The 21,623-nt window shown below is 64.4% G+C and carries 14 protein-coding genes and 1 pseudogene; 12 read left to right on the top strand and 3 right to left on the bottom strand.

The genetic code is table 11. The annotated features are described in order from the left end of the window. The 3 genes from bcsB to BLS41_RS19625 are packed head-to-tail and all read left to right on the top strand — an operon-like array spanning window position 1 to window position 8,493. Complete coding sequence (gene bcsB / locus BLS41_RS19635) at window positions 1–2,553, top strand: cellulose biosynthesis cyclic di-GMP-binding regulatory protein BcsB (protein ID WP_074767834.1); 2,553 nt, start codon at window positions 1–3, stop codon at window positions 2,551–2,553. A 10-nt stretch (window positions 2,554–2,563) separates the two neighbouring features. Continuing rightward, entirely contained in the window at window positions 2,564–3,742 is a 1,179-nt protein-coding gene (gene bcsZ / locus BLS41_RS19630) for a cellulose synthase complex periplasmic endoglucanase BcsZ (protein ID WP_074767832.1), read from the top strand. Continuing rightward, window positions 3,733–8,493 carry a cellulose synthase subunit BcsC-related outer membrane protein gene (locus BLS41_RS19625; RefSeq protein WP_074767830.1) on the top strand — a complete coding sequence of 1,587 codons (4,761 nt, stop codon included), beginning with the start codon at window positions 3,733–3,735 and terminating at the stop codon, window positions 8,491–8,493. The genes bcsZ and BLS41_RS19625 overlap by 10 nt, the downstream gene beginning before the upstream one ends. A 102-nt stretch (window positions 8,494–8,595) precedes the next feature. Here BLS41_RS19625 and BLS41_RS19620 read toward each other — a convergent pair whose 3' ends face one another. Then, complete coding sequence (locus BLS41_RS19620; RefSeq protein WP_074767828.1) at window positions 8,596–9,819, bottom strand: DUF2252 domain-containing protein; 1,224 nt, start codon at window positions 9,817–9,819, stop codon at window positions 8,596–8,598. A 738-nt stretch (window positions 9,820–10,557) separates the two neighbouring features. Here BLS41_RS19620 and BLS41_RS19615 point away from each other — a divergent pair. Next, a complete protein-coding gene (locus BLS41_RS19615) occupies window positions 10,558–11,532 on the top strand; it encodes a GNAT family N-acetyltransferase (RefSeq protein WP_171910273.1) in 975 nt (324 codons plus the stop codon). Window positions 11,533–11,576: 44 nt separating this feature from the next. On the opposite strand, the gene BLS41_RS19610 is transcribed toward BLS41_RS19615, so the two are convergent. Continuing rightward, window positions 11,577–12,176 carry an NUDIX hydrolase gene (locus BLS41_RS19610; protein ID WP_074767824.1) on the bottom strand — a complete coding sequence of 200 codons (600 nt, stop codon included), beginning with the start codon at window positions 12,174–12,176 and terminating at the stop codon, window positions 11,577–11,579. Between the two features lie 78 nt (window positions 12,177–12,254). Here BLS41_RS19610 and BLS41_RS19605 point away from each other — a divergent pair, with 78 nt between their 5' ends. The 3 genes from BLS41_RS19605 to BLS41_RS19595 all read left to right on the top strand — a co-directional run bounded on the left by BLS41_RS19605 (window position 12,255) and on the right by BLS41_RS19595 (window position 14,599). Further along, entirely contained in the window at window positions 12,255–13,010 is a 756-nt protein-coding gene (locus tag BLS41_RS19605; RefSeq protein WP_074767822.1) for a DeoR/GlpR family DNA-binding transcription regulator, read from the top strand. Between the two features lie 354 nt (window positions 13,011–13,364). Continuing rightward, on the top strand, window positions 13,365–14,090 hold the full coding sequence (locus tag BLS41_RS19600) for a cytochrome c oxidase assembly protein (RefSeq protein WP_171910272.1): 726 nt from the start codon (window positions 13,365–13,367) through the stop codon (window positions 14,088–14,090). After that, window positions 14,087–14,599: a CopD family protein gene (locus tag BLS41_RS19595; protein WP_074767820.1), complete on the top strand. Its 513-nt coding sequence runs from the start codon at window positions 14,087–14,089 to the stop codon at window positions 14,597–14,599. The genes BLS41_RS19600 and BLS41_RS19595 overlap by 4 nt, the downstream gene beginning before the upstream one ends. On the opposite strand, the pseudogene BLS41_RS40300 reads toward BLS41_RS19595, so the two are convergent. Then, window positions 14,563–14,960, bottom strand: a pseudogene (locus BLS41_RS40300) (DUF2231 domain-containing protein). The gene BLS41_RS19595 and the pseudogene BLS41_RS40300 overlap by 37 nt on opposite strands. Window positions 14,961–15,107: 147 nt before the next feature. Between BLS41_RS40300 and coxB the strand changes: the two are divergent. From coxB to BLS41_RS19565, 5 genes are all read left to right on the top strand, one after another. Further along, window positions 15,108–15,878 (top strand): cytochrome c oxidase subunit II, encoded by a 771-nt coding sequence (gene coxB, locus BLS41_RS19585; RefSeq protein ID WP_253189797.1) that lies wholly within the window; start codon window positions 15,108–15,110, stop codon window positions 15,876–15,878. Further along, window positions 15,875–18,412 carry a cytochrome c oxidase subunit I gene (gene ctaD / locus BLS41_RS19580; RefSeq protein ID WP_074767816.1) on the top strand — a complete coding sequence of 846 codons (2,538 nt, stop codon included), beginning with the start codon at window positions 15,875–15,877 and terminating at the stop codon, window positions 18,410–18,412. Before coxB ends, ctaD begins: the two co-directional genes overlap by 4 nt. Beyond that, window positions 18,409–18,759, top strand: coding sequence for a hypothetical protein (locus BLS41_RS19575; RefSeq protein WP_074767814.1), 351 nt, complete (start codon window positions 18,409–18,411; stop codon window positions 18,757–18,759). Before ctaD ends, BLS41_RS19575 begins: the two co-directional genes overlap by 4 nt. 288 nt (window positions 18,760–19,047) lie before the next feature. After that, entirely contained in the window at window positions 19,048–20,373 is a 1,326-nt protein-coding gene (locus tag BLS41_RS19570) for a ferredoxin reductase family protein (RefSeq protein ID WP_074767812.1), read from the top strand. A gap of 321 nt (window positions 20,374–20,694) precedes the next feature. After that, the gene (locus tag BLS41_RS19565) at window positions 20,695–21,438 is read left to right on the top strand and encodes an SDR family NAD(P)-dependent oxidoreductase (protein ID WP_074767810.1); all 744 of its coding nucleotides are present in this window, start codon (window positions 20,695–20,697) and stop codon (window positions 21,436–21,438) included. The last annotated feature ends 185 nt before the right edge of the window (window positions 21,439–21,623 follow it).

The raw sequence follows: 21,623 nt of genomic DNA, 5'->3' as shown, positions 1-21,623 counted from the left end.
ATGGCGAAGCAAAACATCGAACGCTCGCATCACGAGCGCAGCGGCACTCACCCGGACACGCGTTTCTTTGGACGCGCCGGCTCACAACGATTCATGCGCGGTATCGCCTGCTGGCTCGCCTTGCAGACCGGGTTGGCTGCGCCGCTGGCGTCGGCGGCTGAAGCGCTGGCGGCGTCGGGCAGCGTCAGCACGGGTGCGGCGGTGCAAACCGCGGCAGCAGGTGCGCCGTCGTCGGCGGGCGCACGCGCCGCCACCGGCACCCCCGGCATGGCGCCGCCGAGCGCGGCCGTGCCGCTCGATCCCAACGCAATCGAACAACCGCAACTCGCGACACCGACGCCCGCGCTCGCCGCGTCGTCGGTGAAAGCGCTGGGCATTCGCACGCCGACCACGGCCGAACCCGGCACCCAGGTGCCAGGCGGCCGCCGTCAAACGCTCACGTTCGCCGATCTCGGCGCGCTCGATCCGCTGCAATTGCGCGGCACCGACGGCCAGAACGGCATCGCGTTTTCGGTCCGCGGCGACGAAGTCGTGACCGGCGCGATCCTGCATCTGGTGTACAGCTACTCGCCCGCGCTGCTGCCGAGCCTGTCGCAACTGAAGGTGCTGGTGAACGGCGAAGTCGCCGCTACCCTGCCCGTGCCGCATGAGCAGGCAGGCATGCTGGTGGCGCGCGATGTATCGATCGATCCGCGCTTCATCACCGAATTCAATCACCTGAACGTGCAGCTGATCGGCCATTACACGACCAGTTGCGAAGACCCGGCGAACTCGTCGCTGTGGGCTACGGTCAGCAATGCGAGTTCGCTCGATCTGACCTACGCGTCGCTCGCGACCAAGCCGGAACTGGCGGCGCTGCCGCAGCCGTTCTTCGACCGCCGCGACGTGCGCCGGCTCGAATTGCCGTTCGTGTTCCCGCAGAAGCCGGGCAACGGCACGCTCGAAGCGGCCGGCATCGTCGCGTCGTGGTTCGGCGCGCTGGCCGGTTATCGCGGCGCGGTGTTCCCGTCGCAACTGGATAACGCGCCGCTGTCGGGCAACGCCGTCGTTTTCGCCACCGACGACCAGCGCCCCGCCGGCATCACGATTCCCGCGATCTCCGGGCCGACCATCGCCGTGGTCGACCGCGACGCGCCGGCGCACGGCAAGCTGCTGCTCGTGCTCGGGCGCAACGAAGCCGAACTGAAAACCGCCGCGAAGTCGCTCGGTATCGGGCAGAACACGCTGAGCGGCCCGAGCGCGACGATCACCTCGCTGACCCAGCTCGCACCGCGCGAGCCGTACGACGCGCCGAACTGGCTGCCGACCAACCGTCCGGTGCGCTTCGGCGAGCTCGCCAATCCGGCCGACCTGACCGTGTCCGGCTACGACGCCGACGCCGTGCGCGTGAACATGCGCGTGCCGCCCGATCTGTTCATGTGGCACACCAAGGGTGCGCCGCTCGATCTGCGCTACCGCTACACGGTGCGTCCGGCGCGCGACCGCTCGTCGCTGAACATCAGCGTGAACAACGGCTTCGTGCAGGCGCTGCCGATTCCGGCGGAATCCGCGTCGGTATTCGAACTGAGCCGCTATTTCGCGCGCATCATGCCCGACCGGACCGCCGAAGCACGCCGCACGGTCTACATTCCGCCGCTGCTGCTGACGCCGCGTACGCAGGTGCGTCTGCACTTCTATTACGACATCCCGAATACCGGTGAATGTCACGGCCGCCTGCTCGACAACGTGGTCGGCGCGATCGACCCGAACTCGACCATCGACCTGTCGTCGTTCCCGCATTACATGGCGCTGCCCGATCTGGCTGCATTCGCCAACAGCGGCTTCCCGTTCACGCGGATGGCGGACCTCTCCGAGACCGCCGTGATCCTGCCGAACGACGCCGATTCGAGCGACTTCAGCCTGTATCTGCTGACGATGGGCCGGATGGGCGCGTCGACCGGTTATCCGGTGACGGGCGTGACGGTCGGCACCGCCGACGACGCCGACAAGTACGCGAACAAGGACCTGCTGATTTTCGGCGCACCGGGCAAGCAGCCGCTGTTGCAGCGCTGGTCGAAGTCGATGCCGTTCTCGAGCGACGGCGACGCGCGCACGTTCCAGCTGTCCGACATCGTGTTCAAGCTGCAGGACTGGTGGCACGGCGAGCGCGGCGTCGAACGCACGCCCGCCCGCGCCGATCTGACGCTCGTCAGTTCGAACGGCTCCGCGCTGCTGACCGGCTTCGAGTCGCCGCTGCAGAAGAACCGCAGTGCGGTCGCGCTGGTGAGCGCGGCCGGCCAGTCGGACGCGGACCTGTCCGCCGCCCTGCTCGACGCCGACGTGCTGCCGAAGATTCAAGGCGCCATGGCCGTGATCCATGGCCGCGACGTGACCATCACGTCGAACGGCACGGCTTACTATGTCGGTCATCTGTCGCCGCAGGAATATCTGCGCTGGGCGCTGTCGTCGCATCCGCTGCTGTTGATGCTTGGCGGCGTGCTCGCCGCATTGTTGATCGCCGGCCTCTTCTACCGGACGCTGCGCTCCATCGCCGCGCGCCGCCTGAAGGACTAACAGGACAGATATGCGGGTTCGAATTAACCGGAAATTTGGCGCGGTGCTGGCCCTCGGATTGGGCCTTGCCGCCTCCACCAGCTTCGCAGGCATGATGAAAGTTGCACAGACCACCGGCGCGTGCGGTGAATGGACCGGCTACCGCACGTTCGTCGAACGCTTCGTGCAGGCTGACGGCCGCGTGATCGACTACTCGACGCCGATTCAGCAAACCACGTCGGAAGGCCAGTCGTACGGCCTCTTCTTCGCGCTGGTCGCGAACGACCGCGCGACCTTCGACCGGCTGCTCGCGTGGACGCGCACCAACCTCGCGGGCAACCAGTTCGACGGGCAGAACGCGCGGCTGCCTGCGTGGCAATGGGGCAGAAAGCCGGACGGCTCGTTCGGCGTGCTCGATCCGAATTCCGCGTCCGACTCCGACTTGTGGATCGCCTACGATCTGCTGCAGGCAGGCCGCCTGTGGAGCGATACGAGCTATACGCAACTCGGCGAGGCACTGGCCGGGCAGATAGCGAGTCATGAAATCACGACATTGCCCGGCGTCGGACCGATGCTGTTGCCGGGGCCGCAGGGCTTCGTCAACGCAGGCGTGACGCGGCTGAATCCGAGCTATATGCCGTTGCCGGTGCTGCGCGGCCTCGCGCACGATCTGCCGGGCGGCCCGTGGGGCAAGCTCGCGGACAGCGCGTACAAGCTCGTCAAGACCACCTCGCCGCAAGGCTTCGCGCCCGACTGGGCGGCATGGCAAGGCGGCCAGTTCGTGGTCGATCCGCAAAACGGCGACGTCGGCAGCTACGACGCGATCCGCGTGTATCTGTGGGCGGGTCTCGCGTCGTCCGCCGATCCGCTCGCGAAGCCGTGGCTCGCCGCGCTCGGCGGCATGCGCACGAAGGTCGCGCAAACCGGCTTCCCGCCCGAGAAGGTTTCATCGACCACCGGCGCTGCCAGCGGCGAAGGTCCGCTCAGCTACTGGGGCGCGCTCGCGCCGTACTTCAAGTCGCTCGGCGACGAACGCGGCCTCGGCCTCGCTCGCGAGCATCTGGCCGCGCTCGACACTCACCTGCCCGGTCACGAACCGGTTTACTACGATCGTGTGCTGGGCTTGTTCGGCACGGGTTTTATCGACGGACGCTATCGTTTCGACGAAGCCGGCCGTCTCGTGCCAAGTTGGAGAAACGCATGCGATTGAGCGCCCTCGCATTGTCATTGCGCCTCGCGCTGAGCGTCACGGCTGTCTGCTGCGTGGCGACGGCCGCGCCCGACGCGCTGGCGCAGGCGTCGAAAGATCCTCTGAGCGTGCTGATCGATCAGGGCAAGTACTGGCAGTCGCACCAGCGCGGCGACCTCGCCGAGCAGGCGTGGCTGAAGGTACTGCGGATCGATCCAAAGCAGCCCGACGCGCTGTGGGGCATGGGCATGGTGCTCGCCGACCGCAAGGACGGCGCCGGTGCCCAGCAATACCTGGCGCGGCTGAAGGCGGCCGCGCCGGCTTATCCGCGGATGGACGAACTGGGCCGTAGACTCGGCGAAACCAGCGAGCGCGATCAGACCGTCAACGACGCGCGGCGGCTCGCGCAAAGCGGCCAGAGTGCGAGCGCGGTGCAGGAATATCAGCGCGCGCTGCAAGGCAAACCGGCCACGCCGGAATTGCAACTGGAGTATTACCAGGCGCTGTCGGCGACGCCGCAGGGCTGGGATCAGGCACGGCGCGGTCTCGAACAGCTCGCGCGCGACAACCCCGACGATCCGCGTTACGCACTCGCTTACGCACAGCATCTGACCTATCGGGACACGACGCGCCGCGACGGTATCGCGCGGCTGCAGAAGCTCGCGTCCGACGGGTCGGTCGGCGCGGCGGCGAAAAAGAGCTGGCGGCAGGCGCTATTGTGGCTCGACGCGCGGCCGTCCGACTCGGCGCTATATCAGGCGTATCTGCAAACCAGTACCGACGACGCCGCCGTCAAAGCGCGCTTCGATTCGATGGTGCAGCAGGACAGCGCGACCCGCGAGCGGTCACAGGAAAACGTCGCGGCGGATGCGCGCGGCCGCGTGATCGGCGAAGGTTTCGCCGCGCTCGACCGCGACGACGCCGCGACCGCGCGCACCAAGTTTTCGTCGGTGCTCGCTAATAATCCGAACGACACCGACGCGCTCGGCGGCATGGGCATTGCCGCGCTGAAGCAGGAGCATTTCGCGGAGGCGCGCAACTATCTGGAACGCGCGTCGCGCAGCGGCAATCCGGCGCGCTGGAAAACCGCGCTCGACAGCGCGACCTACTGGACCTACACGAGCGACGCTATCGGCGCGCGCAGCAACGGCGAGTTCGCGAAGGCGAAGTCGCTGTTCGAGCGCGCGATTGCGCTGAATCCGTCCGATGTCACCGCGCAGGTGCAGCTCGGCGAGATGCTGCTTGCGAATCACGACGCGGTCGGCGCGGAACAGGCTTACCGGATGGCGCTGCGCCGTCAGGCCGACAACCCCGACGCGATTCGCGGACTGGTCGGCGCGCTGGCCGCGCAAGGCCGGGGCGACGAAGCGCTGCAATTCGCCAATCAGCTGAATGCCGAACAGCAGTCGAAAGCGGGCGGCATCAACCGTCTGCGGGGTGAGGCGCAGGCTTCGCAGGCGCGCGCCGCCGAAGCGCGCGGCGATCTCGGCACTGCCCGCAGCCTGTTCGAAGACGCGCTGCTGAACACGCCCGACGACCCGTGGCTGCGCCTCGACCTCGCACGCATTTACGTGCGCCAGGGCGCGGTCGCGAACGCGCGCAGCATGATGGACGGGCTGCTCGCCGCGCATCCCGACATGACCGACGCGCTGTATGCAAGCGCGTTGCTGTCGGGCGAAACACAGGACTGGTCGGCGGGACTCGCGCAACTCGAGCGGATTCCGGTCGCCCAGCGCACCGACGCGATGACCGCGTTGCAGCACCGTTTGTGGGTGCATCAGCAGGCCGATCTGGCCGCGCGGATGGCGCGCGCCGGTCAGAACCAGCAGGCGCTCGCCACGTTGCGCGCGACCGAGCCGGTGGCCGGCAACAGTCCCGAGTTGATCGGCGTGATCGCCGGTGCGTATCAGCAGGCGGGCGACCCGACCCGCGCGCTCGGTCTCGTGCGCAGCGCGATGAACGCCGCGCCCGGTAACACCGATCTGCTTCTGCAATACGCGGGCATCCTGTCGGCGACGCATCAGGACGTCGAACTCGGCTCGGTGATGCGCCGTCTGTCGTCGATGCAATTGACGCCGCAGCAGCGCACCGACTTCGGCAATCTGAATCTGGGCATCGTCATCAAGCAGGCGGATTCGGTGCGTCAGCGCGGCGATCTCGCCAGCGCGTACGACGTGATCGCACCGTGGCTCGCAGCCATGCCCGACAACCCCGACTTGCAGGCCGCGCTGGCGCGTCTCTACTCCAGTGCCGGCGACGACCGCAGTGCGCTCGCGGCCTATCGCGTCGCCTTGCAGCGCAGACCCGACGACCTGAATCTGGTGCAGGCGGCGATCCCCGCTGCGGTCGGCGCGAAGCAGTTCAGCTATGCCGAATCGCTCGCCCGACAGGCGCTGGCCGCCTCGCCTGGCGATCCGGGTCTGCTGGCCACGGTCGGCCGCATGTATCGCGCAGAAGGCAAGCTGTCGCTGGCGTCAACGTATTTGCAGCGCTCGCTGGTCGCCGCCAACACGCCGCTGATGGCCAACGCGCCGCGTAACGGCACGGCCAGCAACGTGCCGCGCGGCTGGGAAGCGGCCATGAGCCGGATGGGCTCGACGCCGCTGCCCGGCACCAATCCTTTCGAGGGCAAAACCGCCGTCGCTTCGCCGACCGACACCGCCACTGGCGCAGGTGCCGACGGCAGCTTCAATGCCGCGCGCGCAGCGCTTCCGTACACGCAGTCCTCCTTGCCGACACAGACCGTGCCGAACTATCCGCCGCCTTCGCAGCCCGCGCCTTACGTCGCGCCTTACTCTGCGCCCGCGCAGCCTTACACGCCGAACGTCGCGCCCGCAGCGTTGCCTTATAACGCGCCGCGTCAGGGTGCGGATTCGGGCGGCTATGGGCAGGAAGCTTACGGGTCGAGCCAGTCGGGTGCGCCGTTGCAGCCGTATCCGGGCCAGGGACAAGGGCAGCCGCAGCAGCAGTACAACCCGGGTTATGCGCAGCAGCAACAGCCGCAGTACAACGGTGGCTATCCGCAGCAGGCGCAACAGCAGTACAACGGCGGCTATCCGCAGCAGGCGCAGCAGCAATACAACCCCGGCTATCCGCAGCAGCAACAGCAACAGCAGCCATACGGGCAGGACGGCTACGCGTCGACGCCCTGGCCGATGTCGCCCGCTTCACGCCAGGCGCAAGCCAATCCCGGCGCGATGCCGCAGCCGTACGCCCCTGCAACCACCACGGCGCGACGCGCGACGACCACCAAACGGCAAAGCGTGCCGCGTACGACCCACACCGCCACCACCAACGCGCGCCAGCAGACCTATAACCGGCAGCAGACCTACGCGCAACAGCCGTATCAGCAGCAACAGCAGCCGTATCAGCCCTACCAGCCTTATCCGCCGCAGCAACAGGCGTATCAGAACCAGGGCTACTACGCGCAGCAGCCGTACATTCCGCAGCCGCCCACCGGCTACGCGCAGCCGTATTATCCGCAACAGCCGGGCGCGAACGACAACAGCTACCAGCCGTCGAACGTCGCCAATACGCAAACGCTCGGCGTCGCGGATGAACTCGCGCAGATCAACCGCGAGCAGGCGAGCACCGTGTCGGGCGGGATCGTGTTCCGCAACCGCAGCGGCGAGGACGGCCTGTCCACCCTCAACGATATCGAAGCGCCGATCCAGGGGCGCATCAAGGCGGGCAATGGCCACATCGTCGTCACGGCGACGCCTGTCACGCTCGATGCCGGCACCGCGTCCGGTAGCACGTCGACGCTCGCGCGCTTCGGTGCGGGTCTGTCGAACAGCACGTCGGAATCGGCAGCGGTGGCGGGCACCAACAACTACGGCAGCCAGACCGCGAGCGGCGTGGGCCTGTCGGTCGGCTACGACAGCCGCAGCATCGCCGCCGATATCGGCGTGACACCGATCGGCTTCCGCGAAACCAACATCGTGGGCGGCGCGCAATACAACGGCGGCATCAGCGACAAGGTGTCGTACTCGCTCGCGATCGCACGCCGCGCGGTGACCGACAGCCTGTTGTCGTACGCCGGTGCGCGCGACTCGGGTTCCGGCCTTGAATGGGGCGGCGTCACGTCGACGGGCGGCCTAGCGAGCCTCGCCTGGGACGACGGCACGAGCGGCCTGTACGTGAACGGCTCGTATCAGTATTACGGCGGCGATAACGTCCAGAGCAACAACGCCGTGAAGGGCGGCGGCGGCGTCTACACGCGTCTGCTGAAGGATGCGGACCAGACGCTGACAATCGGCGTGAACACAACGCTGATGCGCTACGACAAGAACCTGTCCTATTTCACGTACGGTCAGGGCGGCTACTTCAGCCCGCAGCAGTACGTGATCCTGAATCTGCCGGTGGAATGGATGGGTCGTAACGGCGCGTTCACCTATGACGTGAAGGGCTCGATCGGCGTGCAGCATTATCGCGAGGACGCGTCGAACTATTTCCCGACCAATGGCAATTTGCAATCCGCAGCGGTGAGCAATGCCGCGCTGCTGAACAGCACGGGCACCAGCGGCGTGGTCGCCAATCAGGTCTATCCAGGCCAGAGCAAGACGGGCGTGTCGTACTCGCTCAGCGCGGTGGGCGAGTATCAACTCGCGCCGCAACTGGCGTTCGGCGCCACGGCTTCGCTGGGCAATGCGTACGAATATCGCGAGTGGCTCGCCGCCGTGTACGTGCGCTACAGCTTCAGCAAGCAGACCGGCTTGCAGCCGTTCCCGCCCGCTCCGCTCAGCTCGCCGTATCTGTCGCTGTCGAACTAGTGACGCAGGGTTGAAGTCCGGCGACGGCCGGCGTCGTTTTCATATCGACGCCGGCCGTCGTTCGAATGATGCTCTCCAAAGCAGTACCCGACTCGCCAGGCTTCACCGCTCCGTCGCATAGCGCCGGCAATGCTCCAGATAACCGGCCGCGTGACTGCTCACCAGTTCCACGATGCCGGTCCACAGCCAGCCGGGGGCGTCGAGCGTCTTCGAGCGGTTCTTGCGCAACTCCGCCAGCCACGCCTTACGCTCGACGCTGTCCATCTGCCGCGCGTGCGCCTTGCCCACCACCAGCGCGAGAAAGCGCGCCACCTTCATCGCCTCGTCGCGGGTGAATTGCTCGATCGTCAGCTTCATGTCCTGCGGCAACAGTTCGCGGATGACGACCGCGCGATCCGCGAGACGCGCCGCGCGCATCCGCTCGCCCAGCAGCGGCGACAAATGGCGCGCGCCCTCCACCACCCGTTCGGCGTTATCGCGCGGCATGCGGACGCCCGCGTAACGCGGCGCGGCAGCCTGAGCGGCCTCCTTGATGTCGATCAGGCAGAGGTCGTCGCCCTCCACCGCCGCACCGTCGATGTCGAGCAGCACCGCATAGCGCAGACGGCCCAGCGAGCTGCATCCCTTTACCCAGTAGGCGGCGTCCAGCACCGTGACGTCGCTGCCTTCGCGGCCGTCGCGCAGCACCCTGGCGAGTCCTTCGAGCGACCCCTTTTCGAACAGCGTGTCGATCTCGCGCCGCTCGCGCTTTGCCAGCGGCCAGAAACGCGGACCCAGCGGGATGCTCGGCTCGATATCCTCGATACGCTCCTCGGCCAGATGACGCCATGAACGGCGCACCGCTTCCTTCATCACCACCCGCACGGCTTCGGGCTTTTCCGCGTGGATGTCGGCGTCGCCGGCGGCTTCGTCGAACGCGCGCTCGTAGCCATCCGCCATCGCCTCCATCATGCGGACCGTCGTGACGCCGGGCAGGTCCGAGCCGCGCGCGGCAGTCGCCAGCGACAGACCGAGCCGGATCAGGTCGTGCGCGGGATTGCCGATCACGGTCTGGTCGAGATCGCGAATCTGGATTTCGACGCGTCCGCGCGAGTCGGCCACCGGCCCTAGATTGCCGCTATGGCAGTCGCCGCAAATCCAGATCGCCGGGCCCTCGGGCAGCGCGTGTCCGTCGATACCGTCGAGCCACTCGTAGAACTTGCTGGTATTGCCACGGACATATGCGTGCGCGGAGCGCGCCATTCGGGCGTTGCGGCGGCTGGTCAACAGCGGCTGGCGCGCTTGCGCATCGGGCAGTTTGCGTTTTACGTTGTTTTTTTGGGGCATGGTGCGATGGGTCTGTTATTGAAATGGGTACGGTTTCCGTCTCGCGTGCGATCGGACAAATCGATAGCACGTTTCGCGCCTGTCAATCACCTGACACTCATTCTGGGAATACGCCCGATTATTATTCAGTTGATGATTCAGCCCACGCACGTACGTAATCGAACATTCAGTTATTACCTGCCTATGTCAAAAACATCGACATCGCGGTAAAAACTTCCATACTGAAATCCTCATTCAGTCACTCACTATAAATACGGAATACCGCTGCCGCCCGACCGGCAATTCCTACGCTATTCCAGAAAAAAATCGCACGTTTGAAGTGTGCGCGACCCCGCATAACGGCGACTAATCTTCAGATATTCTGTCGATGTAAAAAAACGCTACATATTCCTTACCTTGCGAATAAACGACAACATAAATCGATGCTGATTATTTGACCTCGTTACGCATTTAACAAATAACAACGCAATAGCTTCAAATAAAAATTCATCCACCGAATTACGCTGTTCCTATGGACAAACACCAATGGAAACGCAGTCAAACCGAGGCACTGTGCAGTTTGAAATTGTCACCGATATCGACGCATTCACCGCATTGCACAAGGAATGGGAAACGCTCTGGCAATCCGCCGGAGGCACGCCGTTCCAACTGTTTCGCTACTGCCTTCACGCACTGCGCGAGGTGGCGATTCCCACGGGCGCGAGCCTGCATTGCATCATCGGCAGACAGGACGGGCGGATGGTGCTGGCGTGGCCGCTGATCCGCTACCGCGAATACGCGTGGACCACCGTGCGGCCGCTGGCGCCGGACATTTCGGAGCAGTCGGAAGTGCTGGTTGGGCCCGGCGGCGACAGGGAATCGCTGGTGGCCGCTGCGTGGCGAGTGCTGCTTTCATCGTGCGGCAGCGACATCATCCGGCTGCCGATGGTGCGTACCGGCTCCCCGCTGCATCGGCATGCATCGGCGGCGAAATGGCAGTCGCGCGCCGAACCGCGCATGATCGGCATGGCGCGATTGATGCGGTACGGCAAATGGAGCGAATATCGTCATGCACTACCGGATTCATTTAAAAAAGAACAGGATTACCATCAGCGTCGTTTGCTGAGAACCGGGGAATCGGCATTGCTGATAATCGGACTGGACGATCCACGCAGCGCCGCTTATGTCGAAACCATGCTCGAGTGGAAACACCAGTGGGCGGCAAAGGTTGGCGCAGACGGCGAATTTTTTAAACAGCCCTATCAGAATTTCCTGCGAAAAATGTCGGCCGATTCACTATTCGGAGAATCGTTCCGGCTATTTATATCAACACTGAATGGCAAAGCGATCGCCATTAGTCTTGTCGCCATATCCGAGCGCACGGTGATAGGAATGCAGGCGGCTTACGATCCCGCTCAGTCGAAATGCTCACCCGGCTCTCTGTTACTCGAAAGTATTCTCAAATGGGCATTCGAGAATCAGCGCGATGTCGATTTCGGTTCCGGCGACAGCCGCTATAAATCGATCTGGACCGGTGGACTCGGCTATGCCTGCACCGATTTTCGAATTGCAGTAAGCCGGTGGGGGCAGATGGCGTTTGCCGCGCGCGCCCTTCAGTTGCAATACGGCGGTCTGCGCCAGCGCATTGCGGGCGGAAGCCTCGGGCGTCAGTTGAAAGCAAGGCTGGGCAAGAAAACGGACCAGCCGCTAGGAACCAGCACGCGCGGCACATAAACGCGCGGCACATAAACGCGCGGCGGACTGACGGCCAGAGGCGGCTAGTTTCCGCCCTGCTCCGTCAGTTCGCGCAGAGCCAGATGCTGTAACAGCATGATGGTCTTCGCGTCGACGATCTCACCGTGCCGCACCGCCGCTAGCGCGTCCGCCAGCGTCAACTCCATCACTTCCAGGTCTTCGCCTTCCGCTTCGACTCCGCCACCCTCGCTGACGCGCGTCGTCGCGTCGTATTCCGCGATGAAGAAGTGGAGCTTTTCGGTCACCGAGCCGGGGCTCATATACGCCTCGAAGACCTTCTGCACGTCCCGCACGCGAAACCCCGTTTCCTCCTCCACTTCGGCGCGGATGCGTTCCTCTGGCGAAGCGTTGTCGAGCAGACCCGCAGCCGCTTCCACGAGCATCCCGTCATGACCGTTCACGAAAACGGGAAACCTGAATTGGCGCGTGAGAATCACGGTTTTGCGCACAGGATCGAACAGCAGAATGGTCGCGCCGTTGCCTCGGTCGTAGGTTTCGCGGCTCTGACGCTGCCACGTGCCGTCACGCCGCAGAAAGTCGAAGGTGGTCTTTTTCAGCACATACCAGTCGTTCGAAAGCACGGTTGTGTCGACGATGCGTACACGGTCTTGCGTCGCTGTCATGAGTCGCTCCGGTCACGAAAAAGGTGAAATCATGATATCGTGCAATTTCGTGCAATATCAAGAAAATTCGTGCATATCATGTTGACGACCCAACGCAAGAAAACCATCCTCGAATTGCTTGCTCGTGACGGACAGGTGCTGGCGGCGCCGCTCGCAGCGACCTTCGGCGTCTCGGAGGACACGATCCGGCGCGACCTGCGCGAGATGGCCTCGGAGGGTTTGCTGCAACGTGTGCATGGCGGGGCGTTGCCGGCGTCGTCGGCGGTGGCGCCGTTTTCCGCCAGGCGCGCGCTGGAGTCGTCGGGCAAGAGCGCGATCGGCATGGCCGCTGCCGCGATGATCCTGCCGGGGCAGATCGTGATGATCGACGGCGGCACGACGTCCGCCGAACTGGTGAAGCACCTGCCGCCCACGCTGGCAGCGACGGTCGTCACGCACAGTCCGACGGTGGCCGTCGCCCTGGTCGATCATCCTTCGATTGACGTAATCATGATCGGCGGCAGGCTGTACAAGCACTCCATCGTCAATGTCGGCGCGGCTGCCATCGAGGCGATCTCGCACATCCACGCCGATCTCTACTTCATGGGCGTGACCGGTGTTCACCCCACCGCTGGGCTGAGTACCGGCGATCTCGAAGAGGCCTATGTGAAACGCGCGCTCGCCGCGAGGTCGGCCGAGACTGTTGTGCTCGCTTCGATGGACAAGCTCAATGCGGCGTCCGCGTATTCGATCGGCGACATCACGCTGGCGCAAACGGTGGTTGTCGAGCGGACAACCGACAATGCGTTGACAGAGGCAATCGAGGCGGCTGGAGTCAGCGTGGTGCGAGCCTGATCGTATTGCGACGCACAACCGCTTTAGCTTGAGTAGTTAGCGTGACTAACGGTTCAACGCGCGCAATGATCATTGCAGCGCAAAAATAGCCGCAAGAGCCGGAAAGCAGAAAACACCGCATTATCAAGTACTTTCTCGCTTTGAAAAATCACCGCCTTCTCCTCCAGGAACGCAGAAGAATTTATATTGCGTGCCGGATCGACCGAGGTTAGTCTAAACAAGCTTGTTAATTCATCGCGCCGCCCCGCTCTACTGAAACACCAGAAAGACGAACAGGCACCGTGTCGAGGCAAGCTTCATCAAGCCGGCCTGGTGCTCCGGCATTGAATGCAGACCCTACGAAGATATCGCGTCATGCCATATTTTCCAGTCGCCTACTGTGGACCAGCGGCCGTCCCCGACGATTTATGGGTGCGCTGGAATATGGACCCGCTGCTGCTCGCAGCACTCGCCGCGCTGGCGTGGTTCGTCGCCAGCGGCCGTAGTGCCAATGCGCGAGCCGGCTGGGCCGCAATAGCGCTGATGGCTGTCGTATTCGTGTCGCCGCTGTGCGCGTTGTCGTCGGCATTATTTTCGGCGCGCGTCACCCATCACATCATTCTCATTGCTGCGGTCGCGCCGCTTCTCGTGCTCGCGTTTCCATTGCCGCGAATGGGTTATCCGCCACTGGTTCCGGTGGTCGCCGCGCATGCGGTGCTTGTCTGGCTCTGGCATGCACCCGGCCCCTACGCATGGGGACTCGCCACCGTGCCCGGTTACTGGCTGATGCAACTCACACTGCTCGGCAGTGCATGGCTGATGTGGCGCAGCATCTTCGCCCCGTCGACGCCGGCCTGGCCCGCGCTCATCGCACTCGCCACGACAATCGGACAGATGGGCCTGCTCGGCGCGCTGATCGTGTTCGCGCCCGAGCCGTTGTACGGCGTGCACTTCGCCAGCACGGCCGCGTGGGGCATCACGCCGCTCACCGACCAGCAACTCGCGGGACTGTTGATGTGGGTGCTGGCGATGGTCCCCTATCTCGCAGCCGGACTCTGGATCACCTGGTCCAGCCTGCGCGCAACCGAGCCCGCACTGTGACGATCCTGCTGAAGTTCATCCATCTGGCCGCGATAGCGCTGTGGTCAGGCGGCCTGATCGTGTTGCCGTTTCTGTTCTGGCAACGCCGCGCGCTCACCAGCGGCGTCGAACTCGACCGGCTGCATCGCATTACGCGGCTCGTTTATGTGGAACTGACTTCGCCCGCCGCGTTTGTCGCGATTGCGAGCGGCACGGCGCTGATCTTTCTGCAGGCCACGTTCGTCGAATGGTTCTCGCTGAAGATGGTGCTGGTCGGCATCATGGCGATGCTGCACGTGGTCGCCGGGCTCGTGATGCTGAACCTGTTCCTGCCCGAGGGCCGCTTCAGCCGCCTGTCCGGCGTCGCGCTGATGAGCGCCTACGTGGTGGTGATCGTCGCGATCATCTGGATCGTGCTGGCGAAACCGCACGTCGACTCGAACCTGTTCGCCCCGCATCTGTTCGAACCCGGCGGACTCGCCCGATGGCTGCATCACTCCTTCGGCGACACGAGAATGCCCACGCCATGATCGAACACGAGCTTGCCTCCATGCCAGCCGGCGAAGCCCGTCATCACCGACGCGAGCGCCGACAATGCGAGCCCGTGCGGCAGGATTTGCCCGGGATAGTAAAGACGCAGCCCCCAGTTCGCGCCTGCGATGGCGACCAGCGTCATCGCGGCGACGGCGTGCGACCAGCTGGCCTCCCTGAGCCGGATGCCGCGCACCAGCAGAAGCTCGGCGGTGCCGACGAGGCTCGCGCCCACGCCGCTCCAGAAGGCGAACCGGCGGCCCACAAACCGGCCCGAATCCAGAACGGATCGCCCGACCACCAGTAGATGACATCCACGCCGAGCGTCGCGACGACGAACGCGATCGGGAAATGCACCATCATCACGTGAATCGGATGGCCGACGAAGGCGACGGCCGAGCCCGCGTCGAGCCGCAGCAATTCCAGCAGCACTTCGCTTTTGGGTTGGGAGGTGGAACTGGAAGCGGAATCACCTTTCTTTGCCATGATCAGTATTCCTTGCTTAACGTGAAGGTGGAGAGCGCTGCAGATCATCATAGCTTCCTGAACAGGCGGGTCCAAGGACGATTCAATGCGGCATCGCGAGTCGCGACGCCAGCATCGTTAGCGTCACTCGCCACACTCGCGGCACTCACAGGCTGCGCGGGTCCGTTATCGACGCTGGCGCCGTCGGGTCCATCGGCTGCGTCGATTGCGGGGCTGTGGTGGGTGATGCTGGCGGGCGCGGCAGTGCTGTTCGCGCTTGTGCTCGTGCTGTTTTTGATGGTGTACCGGCGCCCCGGCTGGGGCTCGCGCGTGTCGCCCGGGCGCTGGATCGTACTCGGCGGCCTCGTGTTGCCCGCCATCGTCCTGATTCCGCTGATCTGCTATGCGCTCTATGCGGGTGAACAGCTTCTGCCGTTGCCCGGACACGCGCCGCAGCGCATCGAGGCGATCGGAAAACAATGGAACTGGACTTTCCGCTACCCGGACCAGGGCGGCGTCGAAACGCACGGCGTTCTGCACGTTCCCGCCGGCATGCCGGTCGACATCGTCGTGACCAGCCAGGATGTCGTGCACTCTTTCTGGATTCCGCGCTTCGCGGGCAAGATCGACGCAGTCCCCGGTCACGCCACGCATCTGCGCATCCAGGCCGATCAGCCCGGCGAATACGAAGGCCTGTGCAACCAGTTTTGCGGATTAGGCCATGCGGGAATGCACTTCTCGGTGAGCGTCGATCGTCCAGAAGACTTCGCCGCCGCCGTCAAACAAGCCGCCACCGGGGAGGGGATGAAATGAGCGTGCCCGTCGAGCCGCCGTCACCGCGCGGCAATGCGCTGCGGCTGCACCGCCAGCTTGCCGCGATCTGGGCGACCGGACCCGGCATCGAGCGCTTTGCCGCGGTCAATCACAGCGTCCTCGGCATGCGGATGATGATCACGTCGTTCCTGTTCTTCGCGATTGCAGGCGTGCTCGGCATGCTCACGCGCGTGCAGCTCGCGACGCCGCACGCCGCGTTCATGGACGCGGAGACCTACAACCAGGTCTTCACGATGCACGGCTCGATGATGCTGTTCCTGTTCGCGATTCCGATGGTGGAAAGCTTCGCGGTCTACCTGACGCCTAAAATTCTCGGCACGCGCGACTTCGCGTTTCCGCGCCTCACCGCGTACGGCTACTGGTGCTACCTGCTGGGCGGCACGATCCTCACCGTCTCGCTGATCCTGCGCGCCGCGCCCGACGGCGGCTGGTTCATGTACACGCCGCTCAGCTCGCACGTGTACACGCCCGGCATCAACGCGGACGTGTGGTTGCTCGGCATCACCTTCGTCGAGATTTCGGCGCTGTCGCTCGCGATGGAAATCGTCGTGTCGATCCTGAAGATGCGCGCGCCCGGCATGTCGCTCGACCGGATGCCGATTTTCGCGTGGTACATCCTCGTCACCGCGATGATGATGATCGTCGCGTTTCCGCCGCTGATCCTCGGCTCGATCCTGCTCGAAGTCGAGCGCGCGTTCGACCTGCCGTTCTTCGACCCGCGGCGCGGCGGCGATCCGTTGCTGTGGCAGCATCTGTTCTGGTTGTTCGGGCACCCCGACGTTTACATCATTTTCCTGCCGATGGCGGGCGTGCTCTCCACCATCATCCCCGTGTTCGCGCGACGGCCGCTGGTCGGTTATCGCGCGATCGTCGTCGCGATCATCGCGCTCGCTTTTCTGAGCTTCGGCATCTGGGTTCACCATATGTTCACGGTGGGCATCCCGCATCTCGCGCTGGCGTTTTTCTCGGCGGGATCGGCGATCGTCGCGGTGCCGACCGCGATCCAGTTCTTTGCGTGGCTCGCCACGCTGTCGCACGGGAGGCCGCGCTGGGACGTGCCGATGCTGTACATCTTCGGCTTCTTCTTCGTGTTCACCGCTGGCGGGTTGACCGGCGTGATGCTCGCGATGGTCCCGTTCGACTGGCAGGCTCACGACACCTACTTCGTCGTTGCGCACATGCACTACGTGGTGGCGGGCGCGCTCGCGTTTCCGATGCTCGCCGCGTTCTATTACTGGCTGCCTCTACTGACCGGTCGCACTGCCGTGTACAAGCTGTCGCTGCCCGCGTTCTGGCTGGTGTTCATCGGCTTCAACATGACGTTTTTCATGATGCATCTGACCGGCCTGCTCGGCATGCCGCGCCGCGTCTTCACCTATAGCGGCGACGAAGGATGGAACTGGCTGAATCTGCTGTCGTCGGTGGGCAGTTTCGTGATGACGATCGGCTTCGCACTGGTCGCGATCGACATCATCGTGCAGGTGCGTTTCGGGCGGCGCGTGCGGCGCAATCCGTGGGACGCGACCACGCTCGAATGGGCGATGCCGATTCCACCCGCGCCGTACGCGTTCGCGTCGATCCCGCGAATCGGCGCCGAGACCGACGGCATCGCGCCGGGCACGCTGGCGGCGTCGCTCGCACGCGGCGACGGCTACCTCGGCTCGACGCGCAACGGCTGGCAGGAAACGCTCGGCGTGCATATGACGTCGGGCGAACCGGAGCAACTGATCGTGCTGCCGCGAGCGACGTATCTGCCGTTGTTCACCGCGCTCATCACCTGCGCGGCGGTGCTCGCGATGCTGTTCAAGTTCTATCTGCCGGCGCTCGCTTTTGCGTTCGTGACCTTCGGTATGTTCATCTACGCGGGACAAAGCGCCGGTCTCGCACGCGATTACGGACCGCTGCCGGTGGGACGCGGCATCAGCGTGCCGCCGCATACCGAGGTAGCGGGTTCGCCCGCGTGGCTCGCGCTGATCTGCACGCTGGTGGCGAACGGCACGCTGTTCACGTCGCTGGTATTCGGCGTGTTCTATCTGTGGATCGCCGCGCCGAACTGGCCGGCCGCCGTCACGCCCGAGCCGAGCCGGCTGCTTGCGCTCGCGACGGTCGTCGCGCTGGCCGTTGCAGCCGTGGCCGCGCGCGGCTCGCTGCGAAGCGCGGCTGCGGGCGGGAAACCGCATGGGTGGATCGGCGTGACCGTGCTCGCCCTGGTCGCAGCGATTGCCGCCGATGTCGCGCTGATCGGCGGTGTCACGCCGAATCCTCTGGAACATGCGCTCGGCGCGACCGCCGCCGCGCTGCTCTCGTATGTCGCGCTACATGCGGGCATCGGACTGCTGTTTCTGATCAGCAATGTTCTGCGGCTTGGCGCCGGTTTCATCTCACCGCGACGATTGACGGATTTGCGTCTCACGCGTTTATGGATCGATTACACGCTGGCCACCGGCGTGATCGCGCTGGGTCTCGTGCTCGCGCTGCCGGGGCTGGTGGCGATGCTGGGAGCGCGGCCATGAACGGGCGTCCGCTTTCGCCGAGGCGTTTGTGGTGGCTGGCCGTCGGCTTCACGATCTGGTGCCTCGCGCTGGTGATTCTCTATGCGCTGCACGCGATCGGCTGCGCGTTCGGCTGGCCGGGCGGCCCGCTTCGGTTGAGCCTCGCGATCGTGCTCGCGCTGCATCTGATCGCGATTGGCTGGTTGTGGCGTTACTGGGCCACGGCCGGAACCAGGACAAGCCGCGAACCTGGGCCGGAGCGTATCGGCGCGTTTCTGCATACCGTTGTCGTGTGGACACTGATCGCGGCGCTGGCCGCCACGGTGATTACGTTTGGACCGGCGTTGTTGCTGACCACCTGCATCTGACCGGCATGGCGGCTGTGGGTAACGCGATCTGAATGGCGAGAGCGAATTCGCCAGGTAGTGCGGCTCGCTGGAAACCGCGCCGCGTGTGTGAAAGCGCGGAGCCTTCGCTTCTCGCGCGGATCGTTCGATGCGGGTCGATGCGCGTCATGGAAGGCCGAAGCGGGTCGTCGAAGGCCAACGCACGCCGTCGCAAGCCGACGCCGGTCGAAGCAGAACGCTGCAACTCGTCGCCCATCGCAACAGCCAACGCCAACGGCACCACAGCCACCGCCATTGGAGAAAGGATCCATGCAGCACCGCGATCTCATGCGCAAGGCCATCTGGTCCGCCGTCTATCTGCTGTTCATTCTCGCACCGCTGTTCGCGCTGCTTGCGGGCAGGCTGCCGCCCGCGCGCAATTTCGGCACCGAGTTTTCGGTTGCACTCGGCTACTCCGGTCTCGCGATGATGGGCCTGCAATTCGGCCTTACCGCGCGCTTTCGCTACGTGACCGAGCCGTGGGGCGAAGACGTCATCTATCACTTCCACCGGCGTATTTCGCTGATGGCGGTCGGCCTCGTCGTCGTGCATCCGCTGATCTTGATCGCGATCCGCTCGGAGTCGCTCGCGCTGCCCGATTCGGTCTGGGACATTCCGTGGGGCGCGCGCTTCGCGGTGTTGTCGATCGGTTCGCTGCTTCTGCTCGTCGTCACCGCGTTGTGGCGTAAGCAGTTGAAGATCCGCTACGAACTCTGGCATCTGTCGCATATCGTGCTCGCGCTGACCGCCGTCTTCGCAGGCATGCTGCATATGGTCGGCTGGGGCTTCTATCTGGTCGATCCACTCAAGCGCGCGTTGTGGATCGGCATGACGATTTTCTGGATCGGCTTGCTGCTTTATGTACGCCTGTTCAAGCCGCTTTTCATGCTGCGGCGTCCGTATCGCGTTGCCGAAGTGCGCACCGAACGCGGCGACACCACCACGCTCGTGATGCAGCCCGACGGTCACGCGGGTTTTCGCTTCAAGCCGGGACAATTCGGCTGGCTGACGCTGTGGGCGGGTCCGTTCCGCATCACCGGGCATCCGTTCTCGTTTTCGTCGAGCGCCGAAGCGCCGGATGGCCGCGTCGAGATGACCATCCGCAATCTCGGCGATTTCACCAGCGCGGTCAACACGGTGACGGCCGGCCAGCGGATCTATCTCGACGGCCCGTACGGCGCGTTCACGATCGGCAACCCGACCGACATGCACGTGCTGATCGCGGGCGGCATCGGCATCACGCCGATGATGAGCATGATCCGCACGCTCGCCGATCGTGGCGACACGCGTCCGCTGGTGCTGCTGTACGGCGGCAAGGACTGGGACACGCTAACTTTTCGCGATGAACTCGACGTGCTGAAAACGAGGCTCGATCTGAAGATCGTTTATGTTCTGTCGCAGCCGCCCGAGGGCTGGAGCGGAGAAAGCGGACGCATCACGGCGGACGTTTTCAGGCGCCATTTGCCGCCTGCGTACGCGGATCACGAGTACTTCATTTGCGGACCGGACATGATGATGGACGTAATCGAAACCGCACTGGCCGGGATGAAAGTACCGCTCGCCAGATACCATTCCGAACGCTACAGCTTCGTTTAGGAGAATTGCGATGCGTCGATTACTGGCTGACCGCCTGGCCGTTGCGACGGGGGTGATTGTGGTGTTGCTGGCGCTGGTGTTCGCGCTCGTGCGGGTGGCGGGATCGCATTAGCGGGGGCTGCGGAGGGTTGCGCGGGTTTGAGGCGACGACGAAAGGCGCGCGTCGGGCAAGCGTCACTTTCGCCCAATCGACAGCGCGGGCTGGATCGTCGAGAATCGATGACGTTTGTTGTCAGTCGGCCTTTGCGGTCAGCCGTTCAAAGGCGAAGCAGACGATTTCCACCCCTCCGAAAAACCTGACTCCCCCTTATCAGCGCCTCCATGAAAACTGACGCACCTGTCGCTCTTGTCACTGGCTCAACCTCTGGCATCGGCGCCGCAATCGCACGACGGCTGTCGAAGGACGGCTTCTCAATCGTCCTTCATTCGCGGAGTTCGGCGGCTACCGGTCACGCGCTGGCCCGCGAACTCGGATCGGCGGCCTATGTGCAAGCCGATCTGGCCGACGACGCGCAAAGAGTGAGGCTCGTTCGCGAAGCCATTGCCGTATGGGGGAGGCTCGACGTTCTGGTCAACAACGCGGGGATCAGTCGCGTCATCCCTCATGCGGATCTCGCTGCGGCGACACCCGACATCTGGCAGGAACTGCATGAAGTCAACGTCGTGGCTCCGTTCCGCCTGGTCACGGAAGCGCAATCGGCGCTCCGTGAAGCGGCCACCCGAGGGCGGCCCGGTTGCGTCGTGAACGTGAGTTCGCATGCCGGTGTGCGGCCAAAGGGGGCGTCCATTCCCTACGCGGCGACTAAAGCGGCGTTGAATCACGTGACCCGCCTGCTCGCTGTTTCCCTTGCGCCGGATATTCGCGTGAATGCGGTCGCGCCGGGGTTGGTCGATACGCCTTTGACGGCGGACTGGACGCAAGCCCAGCAACTCTGGAAAGAACGCGCGCCGATGCGTCGCGCCGCCAGTCCCGACGATATTGCTCAGGCTGTTGCGTTGCTGGTCGCTTCGGATTATCTGACCGGCGAGATTCTGCTGTCGGACGGCGGATTGAATCTCACGTAGCACGCGGGCGATGTCCGACCGGCTGCTTCAGGGAAACTGGAAAACCCCGCCGAGGGTCGAACGGGCTGCCTGTCATCGGGCAAAGTTCGATCAGGAGCCTGTCCTTCGTCTGATTGCGCGCAACACTGCCATCCCGCTCACTGCGCGCGCGACCCTTGCGATCCGCGATCATCCGCGTGCCGACC

The organism is Paraburkholderia fungorum, from assembly GCF_900099835.1.
Lineage (GTDB): Bacteria > Pseudomonadota > Gammaproteobacteria > Burkholderiales > Burkholderiaceae > Paraburkholderia > Paraburkholderia fungorum_A.
Note: the sequence above shows the minus strand (reverse complement) of the source record. Positions and strands in the feature narration are given on the sequence as shown.